At 59.2% G+C, this 14,957-nt stretch carries 15 protein-coding genes; 3 read left to right on the top strand and 12 right to left on the bottom strand.

The features are described from left to right. Positions 1-4: 4 nt before the first annotated feature. The 4 genes from msrB to GGD46_RS15235 form a co-directional block, all read right to left on the bottom strand. Positions 5-493 (bottom strand): peptide-methionine (R)-S-oxide reductase MsrB, encoded by a 489-nt coding sequence (msrB, locus tag GGD46_RS15250; RefSeq protein WP_184705243.1) that lies wholly within the window; start codon positions 491-493, stop codon positions 5-7. Positions 494-647: 154 nt separating this feature from the next. Then, positions 648-1,874, bottom strand: a complete 1,227-nt coding sequence (locus tag GGD46_RS15245; RefSeq protein ID WP_184705241.1) for a DUF2325 domain-containing protein — start codon at positions 1,872-1,874, stop codon at positions 648-650. 70 nt (positions 1,875-1,944) lie between these two features. Then, a complete protein-coding gene (locus GGD46_RS15240; protein WP_184705239.1) occupies positions 1,945-2,589 on the bottom strand; it encodes a pyridoxal 5'-phosphate synthase in 645 nt (214 codons plus the stop codon). Positions 2,590-2,598: 9 nt separating this feature from the next. Continuing rightward, complete coding sequence (locus GGD46_RS15235; protein WP_184705237.1) at positions 2,599-3,375, bottom strand: class I SAM-dependent methyltransferase; 777 nt, start codon at positions 3,373-3,375, stop codon at positions 2,599-2,601. 175 nt (positions 3,376-3,550) lie between these two features. Here GGD46_RS15235 and GGD46_RS15230 point away from each other — a divergent pair, with 175 nt between their 5' ends. Beyond that, positions 3,551-4,441: a LysR family transcriptional regulator gene (locus GGD46_RS15230; protein WP_184705235.1), complete on the top strand. Its 891-nt coding sequence runs from the start codon at positions 3,551-3,553 to the stop codon at positions 4,439-4,441. 21 nt (positions 4,442-4,462) lie between these two features. On the opposite strand, the gene GGD46_RS15225 is transcribed toward GGD46_RS15230, so the two are convergent. The 7 genes from GGD46_RS15225 to GGD46_RS15195 form a co-directional block, all read right to left on the bottom strand. Further along, on the bottom strand, positions 4,463-5,194 hold the full coding sequence (locus tag GGD46_RS15225) for a molybdate ABC transporter substrate-binding protein (protein WP_313206301.1): 732 nt from the start codon (positions 5,192-5,194) through the stop codon (positions 4,463-4,465). Further along, positions 5,191-5,979 carry an ABC transporter ATP-binding protein gene (locus GGD46_RS15220; RefSeq protein ID WP_184705231.1) on the bottom strand — a complete coding sequence of 263 codons (789 nt, stop codon included), beginning with the start codon at positions 5,977-5,979 and terminating at the stop codon, positions 5,191-5,193. The genes GGD46_RS15225 and GGD46_RS15220 overlap by 4 nt, the downstream gene beginning before the upstream one ends. Then, positions 5,969-7,003, bottom strand: a complete 1,035-nt coding sequence (locus GGD46_RS15215) for an iron ABC transporter permease (protein ID WP_184705229.1) — start codon at positions 7,001-7,003, stop codon at positions 5,969-5,971. Before GGD46_RS15215 ends, GGD46_RS15220 begins: the two co-directional genes overlap by 11 nt. Further along, positions 7,000-8,064, bottom strand: coding sequence for an ABC transporter substrate-binding protein (locus tag GGD46_RS15210; protein WP_184705227.1), 1,065 nt, complete (start codon positions 8,062-8,064; stop codon positions 7,000-7,002). The genes GGD46_RS15215 and GGD46_RS15210 overlap by 4 nt, the downstream gene beginning before the upstream one ends. A 229-nt stretch (positions 8,065-8,293) precedes the next feature. Continuing rightward, complete coding sequence (locus GGD46_RS15205) at positions 8,294-9,316, bottom strand: ABC transporter permease (RefSeq protein WP_184705225.1); 1,023 nt, start codon at positions 9,314-9,316, stop codon at positions 8,294-8,296. Then, on the bottom strand, positions 9,300-10,835 hold the full coding sequence (locus tag GGD46_RS15200; RefSeq protein WP_184705223.1) for a sugar ABC transporter ATP-binding protein: 1,536 nt from the start codon (positions 10,833-10,835) through the stop codon (positions 9,300-9,302). Before GGD46_RS15200 ends, GGD46_RS15205 begins: the two co-directional genes overlap by 17 nt. A gap of 160 nt (positions 10,836-10,995) precedes the next feature. Beyond that, complete coding sequence (locus GGD46_RS15195; RefSeq protein ID WP_184705221.1) at positions 10,996-11,982, bottom strand: sugar ABC transporter substrate-binding protein; 987 nt, start codon at positions 11,980-11,982, stop codon at positions 10,996-10,998. Positions 11,983-12,312: 330 nt separating this feature from the next. Here GGD46_RS15195 and GGD46_RS15190 point away from each other — a divergent pair, with 330 nt between their 5' ends. Next, a complete protein-coding gene (locus GGD46_RS15190) occupies positions 12,313-13,323 on the top strand; it encodes a LacI family DNA-binding transcriptional regulator (protein ID WP_184705607.1) in 1,011 nt (336 codons plus the stop codon). A 73-nt stretch (positions 13,324-13,396) separates the two neighbouring features. After that, positions 13,397-13,930 (top strand): GNAT family N-acetyltransferase, encoded by a 534-nt coding sequence (locus GGD46_RS15185; RefSeq protein WP_184705220.1) that lies wholly within the window; start codon positions 13,397-13,399, stop codon positions 13,928-13,930. 64 nt (positions 13,931-13,994) lie between these two features. On the opposite strand, the gene GGD46_RS15180 is transcribed toward GGD46_RS15185, so the two are convergent. After that, positions 13,995-14,939 (bottom strand): isoaspartyl peptidase/L-asparaginase family protein, encoded by a 945-nt coding sequence (locus tag GGD46_RS15180; RefSeq protein ID WP_184705218.1) that lies wholly within the window; start codon positions 14,937-14,939, stop codon positions 13,995-13,997. Positions 14,940-14,957: the final 18 nt, after the last annotated feature.

Here is a 14,957-nt window from a genome sequence, read left to right as displayed (position 1 = left end):
TCGGTCAGGCCGCAGCGGGATGGAATTTCATGGCAACGCCATTCATGCAGTAGCGCAGACCAGTCGGCTTCGGTCCGTCCTCGAACACATGCCCGAGATGACCACCGCAGCGGCTGCAATGCACCTCGTTGCGCACCATGCCGAAAGATGTATCGCGCGATGTTGCCACCGCTCCTTCGATCGGAGCCCAGAAGCTCGGCCAGCCCGTGCCGCTGTCGAACTTGGTGGACGACGCGAACGCATCCTGATTGCAGCCGGCGCAGGCGAAGTTTCCCTTTCCATGCTCGTTCAGCAGCGCACTGGTGAACGGACGCTCTGTCCCCTCCTCCCGGAGCACGGCATATTGATCGGCGGTCAAGATCTTGTGCCATTCCTCATCGCTATGGGTGACAGCAAATATCCCCGACGCCTTGGTTGCCGTTGCCCCCATGCCCAGTCGCAAGCCAATGCCGCCGAACGTGGCGGCGAGAAGTAACAGTCGTCTGTTCAGCATCACACTCTTCTCCTTGGCGGATAAGCCGCCTGCCCGCAGAACGCTTGAAGCGCCGATTTTCTCGGCGTTGATCATGTCCTGCCGCTATGGATACGAGAGCGGGAGCGATCTTGTTACGCACATGCCGGTGAAAACACCGAAACGTGATTGACCGTCATTCGGCAGCCGCCAACGGCTGCGCAATCGCTGCGGCAAAGCTGGCCAGACTTGCGGAACGCAGCGGCAGATAGGGCTTCTCGCTTTCGCGGCACAGACGTTTGACCATGTCAGCCGCCGAATGGCTGATGCAATCGACCGGGAAGATCGCCCAGGAGACGCGGCTGACCATGCCCGGCAATAGCGAGAGGTTATCTTCAACGCCGCCGTCATGGAGCATAAGATCGATATTCTGGTGCTCAGCGAGTTTCCGCAATCGATCGAAAAGGTTCTTGCGGCCGCCGACGTAAAGCAACGTCTGAAGCTCATTCGAATGTCCGACTGCGGGTGCGGCTACCTCCGATGCGGTCAGCGCCGTCTCCAGGAGATCCAGCTCTTGCTGCAGAATACCGTTTTCCTCGGCAAGCGCCGCAGCGCGCCGCTCGGCCTCTGCGAGTCTCGCTTCCAGGGCGGCAACACGTTCGTCATATCCGCCGGCACGCTGGGCGGCGACTTGCAACCTTTGCTGCAATCTTGCTTCCTGGCCATTGTCGGCACGCGCCGGCTCGGCTGCGACGGTCTGCCTGCGCAACAGATCTGCTTCCAGCTCATCGATGCGTCTCTTTAGACACGCCTGATTATTGGCCGCCGCCTGAAGCCTGGCTTCCTGACGCGCAATCTTGTCGTCCTTGGCTTCGGCATCCAGCTGCAGCTTGCGTAACCGTGCAAGATCGAGCCGGCTGGAGCTGCCGACGAGATGCGACAGCATGTGCACTTCGCCGAAGACCTCCTGCCGCAGCGAGCGATCGCTCGCCGGGTGGCTCATGACAGCCCAGTAGGCTCCCGATATGTCTCCGTCATCGACTGCGACATTCCATTGAGACCTGACCTCGGACGCGGTCGAAAGCTTCGAAAATTGCTTCAGGATCCGGTCGTGGCGACGCTCAAGAGCCTTGTTCAAGAGCTTGCTGGCAATGTCATGCTGTCCGGCAGCCCTGACGCCGCGACTATGCAGTGCATGATCAGTCGCCATCTTCGCATCGATGTCGCCGACCTTGGCAAGGACTTGCCGCAGCTCGGCAGTGGTCAGGCAGGTGCCGACGATCGAGCAATGAAACATCGACGGCAACTCCCAAGTCTTCAGCCTCCGGGCTCTGACGACGACCACAGATTCCGCAAGCGGCAGCTGATCTACCTTCGGAAGCGAAAACGAAAGCGGCGGCTTATGATTGAACAGAACGGACATGGTCGCACTAGCGTTATATTTCGTTAGATATTACGCTAGTGCGTCTTCTGTCATCAGGCAAGCTCGGCCTTTACGGCCAAAGTCGCTCTCTTACCCAACCAAGCTTTTTGCGGCTGTATCGCAAACGATGATGGCGGCGGTCGCTGTCCCCCTGCCAGAACTCCACCTCATGCGGCATGACGATGAAGACCGCCCAGCTTGGCGCGACAAGGTCAGGCTCTTCCTGCAGTCTGTGATGCTGTCGGTTCAGTGCGTCCTCCAGCTCTTGCGTGGAGCCCAGCACCTCGCTCTGCCTGGCAAGCAGCGCCACCGCTTTCGCGCCTCGCGAGCGCGCACGAAAATCCGCGTCACGCTCGTGAATTTCGGCTTGCAGCGCCATCCCTCGCAGACGGACCTGCCGCCCGAGTGCCGGCCAATAGAAAGTCAAAGCGACGGCGGGATTGAGGTTGATCTGGCGCCCTTTCGGCCCGCTATCCGTCGTTGCAAAGTGCCAGCCTCGCTGATCGAGATTCTTCAAAATGACGACACGGGCATCCGGCCCACCATTCTCGTCGACGGTGGAGAGCACCATGGCATGCGGCTCCTTCACGCCGGCCTCGATCGCGTCACGAAGCCAATGCGAAAACAGTTCTCGCGGCTCATTCGGCGTCAGATCGGCATCGAAGGCAGGAAATGGCCCTGTTAAAGATCTCAGCAGGCGTAGTTCATCTCTCATCACCTCACCTCATGGCCTTGCAACAATGAGCCGCAGCGAGCCTTGGAAGAAGGGCTGCGTGCGAAGGACGCCATATCGACGATCCCAGCTTCCATCAGCGAGATCACGACCAAGTTCGGCCGCAAAGCGTTCACCGATCGACGGATCAACGAAGCTCCAGGCAGAATTGGCAAGCCGTGCGCCAGGATCGAGTATACGCTCCGGACGGCCGTAATAGGCCTCGCCGAAACCATCGACACAATTCAGTGGGATGGGTACCGGACGGACCTCAGCATTACCGCCAAGACCTGCAACAATGCTCATCATAGATGGATAGCGGCGCGCCTCGACGGCGATCATTTCTGGCGCATAGGCATGCAACCAGGATCGCTCGAGCAACTCCGGGTCGCAGCTGAGAATGAGAACAGGTCCGCGCGTGACACGGCGCATCTCGCTCAACCCGCGCTCAAGGTTCGACCACTGATGAACTGTGAACGTCGCCATCGCGGCGTCGAAGGCTTGGTCTGGGAAAGGAAGGTTCTCCGCAGCGGCATCGATCGCAAGGGGAAGATGCGCCGGCCTTTGCGCACGCATCGATGCCGATGGCTCAACGGCGGTGATCTCCCGATCGACCGGCTCGTAGGAGCCTGCTCCGGCCCCGACGTTCAAGACCGTGGCCGCATCGCCGAGTGCCTGTCGAATGAATTCAGCGATGTGGGGATCCGGCTGGCGATAGCGGCTATAGCCTGCTCCGATGACGCCGTAATTGGCATCTCCAGCGCTGCCATCCTGATGTCTATTGTGCATTTCATGTCTCCATTACCATTTTTCGGACCAAGCTTCGGCGCAGATGAAAATGCTTATCGCACCGTCATCTCATTGTTCTGTGATCACACAGCGCTCGCGTTTCGTTGGTAAGAAACACGCTATCTCGCAGAAAGAAAATCGATATGATCGAACAGTCAATGTTCGGAAAATGTACATGAGCAGACGTATTCCCTCCCTCAATGCCTTGCGTGCCTTCGAAGCCGCCGGCAGGCTCGGCCGCATGACGCTTGCGGCGGAAGAGCTCAACGTCACGCACAGCGCGATCAGCCGGCAGATACAACATCTGGAGGACGTGCTCGGCATACCATTGTTCGAGGGGCCGAAGAACCGATTGAGACTTACGGAGGGTGGCGCGACCCTGCTCTCGGGCCTCACGACCGCCTTTGACCAGATCGACCTGTCGGTCCGCGCGGTCGCCGACACGGAAGACGGGCAGCTCGACGTCTCCTGCCCCGGCACATTCACAATGCGCTGGCTCATTCCGCGCCTTTATCGCTTTCAAGCACAGTATCCCAACATAGAAGTGCGCCTGTCGGCTTCGTCGAAACCTGTCGATTTCAGCCGGGATGGCTTCGATGTCGCCATCAGAGTCGGCGTCGCCCCGTGGCCGCAGGGCGCCGACGTCATTTCATTGTTTCCGGAACAGACCGGGGCGGTACTTGCCCCGTCACTGCTTGCCGAAACCACGCCCGAATTCGACAACCTGCCGCAACTCCACACGCGCACGCGGCTGCGTGCCTGGGGCGATTGGCTTGCCCGCTCGGAAAGGCTCGTGCGGACAGGACCGCGCATCGAATATGAACATTTCTATTTCATGCTCGAAGCTGCCAGCGCCGGGCTCGGCGTCTGCGTGGCCCCGTGGCCCTATGTCGGCGACGACATCCGTTTCGGTCGGCTCATCGCGCCCTACGGCTTTCTCGAAAGCGGCCATGAATATGTTGCTCTTCGGCGGGCCCGGCGTAACAGGAAATCCGTTCTCTTCTGCGAATGGCTGCACGGTGAAGCCGAAGCCTATGTGCGATCGAGCACCCCTCCAACGACCTGATCTTGCCGCATGTGCCATTCGCTAGCCAATCGGAGAAAATCCAGCTTCGCTCAAAATCCACTGCCCGCGGGGAGAGAATAGAAAATTCCGCAAGTGCGCGGTTCTGCTGTCTGCGCCCTTTCGAATTGCCACGCCATACTCGATGAACGGCTGAAACGGGTCGGGGATATCAACAATGGTGAGCGCTGGATCGGCGGCCAGCAGACGCGCGTTCGAAGAATAGCTCATCATAAGATCGACTTCACCGTCGGTGATCAAATAGCCGCTGGGCTTGCCCGGAGGTGTCGGGGGAGAATTGCGCCCGCCGACCAACTGACGCGACCGGGACTTCACCGCCTCTCCTGTTCCCGGGTGTTGAGCCTCTATGCGATCGAAAACCTCGAAGGCGTAATCACCGCCCGGATCATCGCCCGGCGTCGATGTGCCGATCCTGACCTCTGGGTTCGACAGGATAGTGAGGAAGTTTTCCGTCGTGAGGCCGAGATCGGCCCGGGCAACGACGCTCAGTCTGTTTCGGGCAAAACATGCGGCATTTTCTGTTAGACCGGCCGCCGCCAGGCGGTGCGGATGTTCCATATTGGCCGACGCGAAAAGATCGAATTCCGCACCCGCCTCGATCTCCTCACGCAGCAGCCCAGCCGGCCCGAGCGTCAGCGAAACTGCAATGCCGGTCTCCTCACCAAAGGCCTCTATGATCGCCGGGAAGGCATGACGCAGACTTCCGGCGGACAGAACCCGAACTGTGTCGCTCACAGGCGATTTCCTTTCCATTTCCTCTGGCGGAACAGCGGCACGAAAGCCGTCTCCATGAGCTCACCACTTCCAAGCACTGCCGAGCGGACCGGAACGCCATAGAGCGTTTCAAGGTTAGCCTCGGTCATGACCTCCGCCGTGGCGCCGAAAACTGCTGCAGCCTGGTCGAGCATGAGCAAGACCTTGTCAGCGACCGCCACGGCGTGGTTTGGCTGATGTGTCGTAAAGGCAATGGCCAATCCTTTGCGATCGGCAAGCGTGGCGAGGAGCGAAAGCACCGCATCCTGATTTTTGAGGTCGAGCGCCGAAGCCGGTTCATCGAGCAACAGTACCGCGTTCTCGCCGGCCAGCGCCCGGGCGATCAGGACGAGCTGACGCTCGCCGCCGGAAAGCGCGTCGATGTTGCGCTGCGCATAGCCAGCCATACCGGTGGCATCCAGTGCGTCCATCGCCTTCTGCACATCGATCCGATGCGGCGTGCGGAAGAGACCAATGTGACGGGCACGCCCCATCAAAACAACATCGAGCACGGAATATGGAAAGGAGCCAGCAAACTCCTGCGGGACGAAACCGGTGCTCTCATTCAGCCGCATGACCCCGGAGGTCGGCTTTTGAAGCCCGGCCAGCACGCGCAGCAAAGTCGATTTTCCACGGCCGTTCGGCCCGAGGATGGTAACGATTTCGCCTGCATTGAGCGCGAAATCGAGATCGCGAAACTGCCACCGTTTCCCGTCATAGGATTGGCTTGCGCCTGATACCTGTAGCTTGGCCGGATCAGAAGCCACGGGCGCCTCTTTGGCTCTGCCGCAATATAAGAGCGAAAACAGGCGTGCCGATCAGCGCGGTGAGAATCCCGAGCGGAATTTCCGAACCGGTCGCAGTCCTCGCAACGGTATCGATAACAAGCAGATAGAGGCCACCGATCAACAACGAGGCTGGCATCATGACACGATGATCCGGGCCAACAAGCATGCGTGCTATATGTGGAACGACAAGCCCGACCCAACCGATGATGCCACTGACGGCGACCTGCGCCGCGACGATGCAGGAAACGAGTATCAGGGTGAGCCAGCGCAATGGCTCGACGTCGACACCGAGGGCGCGGGCTTCCTCGTCACCAATCGATAGCAGGTTGATCCGCCAGCGCAGGCCCAGCAAAAGCAGGCCCGCGACGAAGATCGGCCCCGCCACCAACGAGAATTTCTGCCAATTGGCGGTGGCGAAGCTGCCAAGCAGCCAAAAGACCATCGCCGGCAACTTGTCCTCAGTATCGGCAAGATACTGCACGAGGCTCACCAGCGCTCCGAAAAAGCCGCTGACGACGACACCCGCCAGCACCAGCGCCAGGATGTTGCGACGGGCGACGATGCCGTTCAGAGCATAGACGATGACGAGAGCCGACAGCCCGAATGCAAAAGCCGAGCCGAGCAGGCCATAGCGCGAAAAACTCAAGAGGATGGCGAGCGTGCCGCCAAAAGCGGCGCCGGAGGAAACCCCGACGACCTGTGGACCGACCAAGGGATTGCGGAACACCCCCTGCAGCGTCGCCCCCGACAACGCAAGACCGGCCCCCGTCAGCAGCGCCAGCAGGATACGCGGCATGCGCACCGTGAAGACAACATTGGCTTCCGTCGCCGTTACGGGCGTTGCGGGCGCCGAAATCGGCGACCAAAGAATTTCCACCACCCGCAGAAACCGAACATCGTATCGCCCCACTCCAAGAGAGACCACCGCCGCGACTGCGAGCAGCATCGCCAGCATGGCGATGACAACCCGCGGCGCATGCCGGGAAGCGACACCAGCGCTCATTGCGCTGCGCGATAATCGATACGGTAGAATTCCTTATAGTAGGCGTCAGCTTCCTTCTGCATGTCGATATCCTTGAACCGCTCCGGATACAGCTCCTTCGCCATCCAGAGTTCGCCGAGCGCCATGGCTTCCGGCATCGGATAGCCCCAGGCCTTGGCATATTCCGGCATCAGGTAGATGCGTCCACTCTTCACCGCATCGATGGTCTGCCAGGAAGGCGACTTCTTGATATCGTCGACAACGGTGGGGTAGCGTTCCTGCACGAAGATAACGGTCGGATCCCATTTCAGCACGTCCTCCATCGTCACCTGCTTGAAGCCGCTGATCGAGTTGGCGACGTTGCGAGCGCCAGCGCGCTCCATCATCAGGCCGGTATATTTGCCGCGGCCGTAGGTGGTGAGGTCGGGATTGGCCATATAGACCGGTACACGCCTGTCTTCCGGAATGTCGGCAAGGCGATCGGCGATCAGTTTGCGTGCCTTCTTGGTGACCGCAATCATTTGCTCGCCTTTGTCCTTGCGGCCGAGCACCTCGGCAATCAACCGCACGCCGATCGCAAATCCTGCATCGATCGCGGCCGGCTCATCCTTGACGGAGGGGTTGAGCTTCACTGCTTCTTCCGGCGGTACATCAAGAAGTGAGATCGCGACGACGGGAAGCCCTGCCTCCTCGATCTGCTTCACCATGTCGGCCGGTGCATAGTTGGTGACGAAGACGACGTCCGGCTTCAGCTTCAGAAGCTCCTCGATGTTCACCTTGGTCAGACCACCCGGCATCGGCAGCTTGGGAAGCTGCGGCGCGAGCCGCACATAGTTGGCGCCCAGTTGCTTCTTCCATTCGTCGAGAACACCAACCACTTTGTCCATAGCATCGAGCTGGACCGCAATGTTGAGCGTCTGATGCTGCAGGATGACGACGCGGCTGACCGTATCGGGAATATGCACTTGCCGGCCGATCTGGTCTGTCACGACATGATCGGCCCAGGCGGGCGCGGAAAACAGCAGACCGCCGAACAGAACAGAGATTTTCGCAAGGAAGAGCAGATGACGACGGCTGAGCATGGGATTCTCCTGAGATAGTCCCAATCGCTAGCATTATATTTTTCCGTATACAACGACCGCGTTGCTGCAGAAATCCGAAGGCTCGCGCCACCGGCATTGCACGCCGGGAACTCCGGAAATATTTGAGTTTTCTGAAATAGCGCAACGCTCCGGGTCGATGTCTGGAGCAACGAAAACGGCGCGAGGCAACCCTCGCGCCGCACCTCACCCACCAAGGTTCGACTGCGTGTCAGCGCGTCTCGAGTATCCGCATTAGGCGGCCACGATAGCTGTCGAGAATGACAGCCAGCACGATGACAGCGCCGATGACGATCGGTTTGATATTGTCGTCCGCGCCGAGCAACTGCAGCCCCGTAGACAGTACCTGCAGAATGCAGGCGCCCACCAGCGTACCGATGATCGACCCTTTGCCGCCCGAAAGGCTGGTTCCGCCGATAATGACTGCGGCAATGGCATTCAGCTCGTAGCCGATACCCGCGACGGGGCTGCCGACGTTAAGGCGAAGCAGGTAGACCATGGCTGCGATGCCTGCCGTCAAGCCGGAAATCGTGAAGACAGCAATCTTGAACTTCTTCGGTTCATGCCCCGACAGACGAACCGCCTCCTCGTTGGTGCCGATCGCGAAGACGAAGCGCCCGAATACCGTATAGCGCAGCACGAACCAGCCGATGAGCACAACAACGATCGCGATGAGGAAGATCGAGGGCAATACGCCCCAGAAGATCAGATTTCCGAAATCGACAAATGGTTGTGGCAGGCCGGTGATCGTTGAATTGTCGCTGACGACACGCGCAAGACCGCTCGCGACGTTCAGCATGCCGAGCGTGACGATGAAGGACGGTAGCTTCCACTTCTCGCACACCCAGCCATTGACCGCGCCAAGTACGGCACCGGCGCCCATGGAAGCGAGCGATGCGAGCACGATCGCCTGCCAGGGAGAGAACCGCGGATCAACCATGATCGTCGCACCGATAACAGTGCAAAGGGCAAGCAGCGAGCCGACCGAGAGGTCGATGCCGCCCGTCAGAATGACGAAGGTCATGCCCGAGGCCAGCACCGTATTAATGGCGATCTGCACGAAGATCTTCAGAAAATTCTCAGGCGTCGCGAAATAGGGCGCCGTTGCCGAGAAGAATATCAGGATGATGACGAGCGCGATGGCGACGCCGGCCTCCTTCATCGATATCCGAATGAGCTTGTCCCAGAAGCTGCTTTCTCTCGCCTCGATTTTGCTTTCAATGTTGCCGGACACGACTGTACTCCTTGTAGGCGAGCGAGAGGATCCTGCTCTCTTCGAATTGGTCCCGGGCTATCTCTCCGGCGATCTTGCCGTCCGAAAAGACGATGATGCGGTGGCATATGCCGATCAGCTCCGGCAGATCGGAGGATACGACCAGAACGCCCTTTTCTTCGGCGGCGAATTTCCACAGGAGATCATAAATTTCGGCCTTTGCACCGACGTCGATCCCCCGCGTCGGCTCATCGAAGATCAAGACCTTCGGGCCGCGGAACAGCCATTTCGCGATGACGACCTTTTGCTGATTGCCGCCGGAAAATGTCCTGACCAGCTGGTGTATGGACGGCGTCTTTATGCGCAGCTCCCGCACGAGGCGTTGCGAATAATCGTCTTCGACCCGGCGGCTGATCAGACCGTTGCGTGAAACCTTGCCGAGATCCGTTACGGTGGTATTTTCGGCGCAGCTCATGTCGAGCATCAGCCCCTGCATCTTGCGGTCTTCGGTTGCCAGGCACAGTCCGGCCGCAACAGCATCCTTCGGCGAATTGATTTCGACCAACTCGCCATCGATGCGAATTTCGCCGGCGGCCTTTGCGTCCGCGCCGAATATCGCGCGAACCGCCTCGGTGCGACCGCTGCCGACCAGGCCAGCAATACCGACGATTTCACCCTTGGCAACGGAAAAGGACAGTTCCGGGCTGTTGCGCGTGACCTTCAAGCCCGAAACACCGAGCGCCTCACCGGCGATGACGCTGTCACCGCGAAAGGCGTTGTGATGTGAGAGCGTCCTGCCGACCATGAGCTCGACGATCTCCGGAATGCCCAGCCCTGCCAGCGGGCGGGTGATCACCTGCTGGCCGTCGCGAAGCACAGTCACATCGTCGCCGACTTCGAAAATCTCCTCCAGCCGGTGCGAGATATAGAGCGTCGTGACGCCACGTGCCTTCAGCCGTCTCAGGATTTCGAAGAGACGATCGACCTCCTTGGAGGTCAGGGTCGCCGTCGGCTCGTCGAGAACCAGAAGCTTGCTTTCATAGCAGAGCGCCTTGGCGATCTCGAGCAGCTGAAGCTGGGCAACACTGAGACGGCTCGCCGGCGTTGTTGGCGCGACGTCGAGCCCGACCTCCGCCAACAGCTCTGCCGCTCTGCTGTTCATTTCTTTGTAATTCACCAGGCCATAGCGACGCGGGATATGCTCGAAGAGCAGATTTTCAGCAACCGTAAGGTTGGAAAGAGGGTGCAGTTCCTGATGGATGACGCGGATGCCCGCCTTGAACGCTTCGAGCGGAGATGTCGGACTATAGATTTCGCCATCGAACAGAATCTGTCCGTCGTCCGGCTTGAATACGCCCCCAAGAAGATTGATCAGCGTGGACTTTCCAGCGCCGTTTTCGCCGAGCAAAATGTGGCCCTTGCCGCGGCCAATCTGTATGGAAACGTCCTTCAGCGCGACAACGCCCGGGAAACGTTTGCCTATTCCTTCCAGCTTCAGAATGAAGTCATCATCTGTGACTGACACGTCCACCTCATGCATGTTCTATGTCGAATGGGAGATGGCCAACCCTCCGAGTGCTATGTGCAGGGTGCTCGGAAGCGAGCCTCATCCTGGGCATTCAGCGAGGAAGACGGTTGGGTAACGGATAGCGCCGGTCAACGACCGGCGCCTCCATTGCGCTTATAGCCTAGACCTCGGACTACTTGATGTCCTTGGCGGTGACGAGCGTGACATCCGTCTTGACCCAGCCCGTGAACTTTTCGCCTGCATACTCGCGAAGGCCGTACTTGATGCCCATGGCCGCCATTTCCGCGCCATACTGTTCGACGGTGGCAAGCATCTTGCCATCCTTGATCAAGGGCTTGACGGATGGGATGTTGTCGAAGCCGACGACCTTGATCTTGCCGCTCTGGCCGGACGCGTCGAGCGCCTTGACGACGCCGAGAGCCATGGAGTCGTTTGCGGCCATGACGCCCTGAATATCCTTATACTTGGTCAGGAAATTCGTCATGACAGTATTGGCTTCTTCGGTCTCCCAATGTGCCGTCTTGCTATCGAGGAGCTCGAGCTTGCCGGCCTTGATGGAGTCCATGAAGCCGACCTTGCGCTCCTTGGCGTTGTCGGCCTCGGGATTGCCTTCCAGAATCACGACCTTTGCGCCGGGACCCAGATCCTTGGCCAGCGCGTCACCTGCGAGCTTGGCACCCTCGGCATTGTCGGGCCCGAAGAAAGCCAGATCGATACCGGCTGCCTTCTTGGCGTCCGCATCGAGCGGCACGTCGATGTTGATGACCTTGACGCCGGCTTTCACTGCCTTTGCAAGCGGCGTAGCCATGGCCTTCGAATCTGCGGGGGCCACAACGATGATATCGTATTTCTGCGTCACGAAGTTTTCGACGGCATCGACCTGTGAGGCAAAGTCACGTTCGTCCTTCATGCCGACGGCCTTGAAGTCGAACTTGTCCTTGTTTTCGGCCGCATATTTGTCCGCACCGGCCTTCATCTGCTTGAAGAACTCATTGGACAAGGATTTCATGATCAGACCGACCTTGGGCTTACCGGCGGCAAAGGCCGGCGAGACGCCGCAGGATAGGGCAAGCGCCAACGTGCCTGCAAGGCCGAGCTTCAGCGCCGTACGGCGCGGGGCATTGATCAAGACAGATTCATGCTTTTTGGAATTTGACATTTCTCTCCTCCCGAACGGTCCGAAGCTCAGCTCCATCTGAGTTGCCTGCGGCAATGAACCGTTTCCAAACACCTACTGGGTAGCAATGCCTCCGAGGATTGTCAAGGCTGTGAAAACGCCCATAAAATCGGAGGCAATTGCAATTATCGAAATATGCTGCACTATATCTATTGAACCGTTTCCACGAGACGTCTTGCTGTTTTCTTTGTATGGCCGCAACGGTCGTCAAATTTAGAGTGCGACGCCATGACGAAGGCGCTAGAGACCGTTGGCAGCAAGCCTGGATCAGGGATCTTTTGCTGCCGAAGATGAAGGACACATGTTTCCGTGATGCCAAAAGTCGGAATTCGAGACGTCGCCAAACTCGCAGGGGTTTCTACCGGGACGGTTTCGAGAGTCTTGAATGAGCATCCTTCCGTCACACAGGAAGTGAGAGCGCGCGTCAGCGGCATCATCAAAGAACTCGGTTACATGCCCGACCCCTCCGCAAGGAGCATGCGCAGCAAGGTCAGCCGCCTCATCGGGATCGTCATTCCGGATCTGACCAATCCCTTCTTCTCGGAACTGGTCCAATCTGCAGAACAGGCCGCGGCCAAGCACGGCTACAACATTATCGTCATGACGTCCTTCGACCATCCCGCCAAGGAGGCAGACCGGATCGGGCAACTGACCAGCAGGAAAGTCGATGGCATCATCCTCGTTCCCAGCAACGATTTCCATACGCTGAAGCTACCTAAGGGGCTACCGATCGTCGTCATCGATCGCCTCATGCCCGGATATTCCGGGATTGCTTCGGATCATCGCAGCGGGGTTAGACTTGGCATCGACTATCTGCTGAAGCTTGGTCATCGCCGCATCGGTTTCATTTCAGGTCCGGAGGGTTCCGTTCCTGCCAATGACCGCCTGAGGGGTTATCTCGATGCCATGAAACAGGCCGGCGACGGTGGACGATTGGCAGAACCGCCGCTGATCGCCGAGGCAGGTTTCGACTACGAAAGTGGCCGTTCGGCCGGAAACTATCTCCTCGCCCGTGCCCGCCACGAGCGCCCGACCGCCATTTTTGCGAGTTCGGACCAGCAGGCGATCGGCTGCATGAGGGCGGCCTATGATCTCGGCATCCCGATCCCCGCAGCGCTTTCCATCGTCGGCTTCGACGGCATTCCTCTCTCAAACATGACGATCCCCCGGCTGACGACGGTGAAGCAGCCGATCCCGAAGATTGCAGCGGCGGCGGTGGCGGTTCTCCTGAATGAACGACCGGTGCCTGATGTCGACGACCCGGTCCTGTTTGCCTGCGAGCTCGCCGAAGGCGAAACGACGGCCGCACCCCAACCTGACTAGATATTGTCGGCCGGGAGGATTGCAATTTAATCGCGACATGGCATTTGATGCTCAATCTGCAAGGGCGCCTACCATGATCACAAAGTCCATCTCCCGCTCACATATCCGCACAGCCCGCCTCACCCTACGACCGACATCCGTTGCCGATGCGCAAAGGGCTTTGGAAATCCAGAGCGACTGGGATGTGGCGCGCATGTTGGCTAACGCCACCTATCCTGCCGACCGGGAAGACATGGAGACCTGGTTTGCTTGCCATGAGCTGGAATGGGCCGAAGGGACTGCTTATCGCTTCGCTATCGAGCGAGAAGGAAGGATGATCGGGATCGTCGATGTCGACGGCATTGCCGCCGGCGAAGGCAGCCTCGGTTATTGGCTGGAAAAAGTGGCCTGGGGCAAGGGCTATGCCTTTGAAGCCGCCCAGGCGCTGATCGAGTTCGCCTTTTCTGAGGTAGGATTGTCGAGCCTCGTTTCCGGCCGCGCCGTCGATAACCCTGCATCTGGCCATGTGCTGACAAAACTGGGCTTCACCCAGCTTGACAGCAGAGAGCTTTTTTCGCGGTCACGCGGTGAAACGATCCTCCAGGCTCGCTATACCCTTACGCGCTAGAGGCTGCGACGCGGCCTCCCATGTCAAAGGCACCGAAAGTCGCAGCCTTGCTTAAGCAGACCTTCTAGAGTTCGACCTCGTAGACCTCTTCGTGCGTCGCAACGAAAGCCTTGCCTTCCGGCGTCACCCAGCCACGGAACATCCCCGGCGTATTGTAGGGCGCAGCGACAATACCCTGGGCATCCAGGGCAACCAATCCGGCGCCGATCTGATGCGGGGCCAGATCATGGTTGATAAGCCCGTCCGTCGCGACCGCGATATCCTGCTTGAGATAGGCCATCCGAGATGCGATCTCGTGTCCAACGACATAGCGGATGAAGAACTCACCCTTGCCTGTGCCAGAAACTGCACAGACGCCGTCGCGCGCATAAGTGCCCGCGCCAATGACCGGGCTGTCGCCCACCCGTCCGTCAGGCTTGTTTGTATAGCCGCCGGTTGACGTTGCAGCGGCGAGATGGCCAGCAGCATCGAGGGCCACTGCGCCGACGGTGCCGTGTTTTTCGTTTTCGGTCCCTTCAGTACCGGCAGCGGCGTGCCGTTTCATGGCTTGCAGCGCATCGACCCGTTTCTGCGTGGTGAAATAGGATTGCGGTTCGACCGGGAGGCCTTTTTCCTCAGCGAAACGATCTGCCGCGGGACCGGTTATGTAAACCGCGCGACCATCCTCCATCAACAGACGGGCTGCCTTGACCGGATTGCGGATCGCATGCGATGCGCTGATGGCACCCGCTTCCAACGTCGCGCCGTCCATGATCGATGCATCGAGTTCGTGCGCGCCATTTTCGTTGAGGGCCGCGCCATGACCGGCATTGAAGTGCGGGCTGTCTTCCATGACAACGACGGCTGCCTCGACGGCATCAACAGCGCTGCCACCAGTCTTCAGCAGCGCATAACCTGCACGCAGAGCCGCACCGAGATCGCGTCGCGCTCCCGCCCACTCCTCCGGTGTCATGCTATTTTCCGGCATGACACCACAACCGCCATGAATGGCCAGCGCAATTTTCATCATTTCCTGCTCCGATCCAGC

Origin of the sequence: Martinezella lusitana (genome assembly GCF_014207095.1) — a bacterium.
GTDB lineage: Bacteria > Pseudomonadota > Alphaproteobacteria > Rhizobiales > Rhizobiaceae > Rhizobium > Rhizobium lusitanum_B.
Note: the sequence above shows the minus strand (reverse complement) of the source record. Positions and strands in the feature narration are given on the sequence as shown.

Coding starts and splice junctions, on each gene's coding strand:
- msrB (WP_184705243.1), bottom strand. CDS start 493: ATGCTGAACAGACGACTGTTACTTCTCGCCGCCACGTTCGGCGGCATT.
- GGD46_RS15245 (WP_184705241.1), bottom strand. CDS start 1,874: ATGTCCGTTCTGTTCAATCATAAGCCGCCGCTTTCGTTTTCGCTTCCG.
- GGD46_RS15240 (WP_184705239.1), bottom strand. CDS start 2,589: ATGAGAGATGAACTACGCCTGCTGAGATCTTTAACAGGGCCATTTCCT.
- GGD46_RS15235 (WP_184705237.1), bottom strand. CDS start 3,375: ATGCACAATAGACATCAGGATGGCAGCGCTGGAGATGCCAATTACGGC.
- GGD46_RS15230 (WP_184705235.1), top strand. CDS start 3,551: ATGAGCAGACGTATTCCCTCCCTCAATGCCTTGCGTGCCTTCGAAGCC.
- GGD46_RS15215 (WP_184705229.1), bottom strand. CDS start 7,003: ATGAGCGCTGGTGTCGCTTCCCGGCATGCGCCGCGGGTTGTCATCGCC.
- GGD46_RS15210 (WP_184705227.1), bottom strand. CDS start 8,064: ATGCTCAGCCGTCGTCATCTGCTCTTCCTTGCGAAAATCTCTGTTCTG.
- GGD46_RS15200 (WP_184705223.1), bottom strand. CDS start 10,835: ATGCATGAGGTGGACGTGTCAGTCACAGATGATGACTTCATTCTGAAG.
- GGD46_RS15195 (WP_184705221.1), bottom strand. CDS start 11,982: ATGTCAAATTCCAAAAAGCATGAATCTGTCTTGATCAATGCCCCGCGC.
- GGD46_RS15190 (WP_184705607.1), top strand. CDS start 12,313: ATGCCAAAAGTCGGAATTCGAGACGTCGCCAAACTCGCAGGGGTTTCT.
- GGD46_RS15185 (WP_184705220.1), top strand. CDS start 13,397: ATGATCACAAAGTCCATCTCCCGCTCACATATCCGCACAGCCCGCCTC.
- GGD46_RS15180 (WP_184705218.1), bottom strand. CDS start 14,939: ATGATGAAAATTGCGCTGGCCATTCATGGCGGTTGTGGTGTCATGCCG.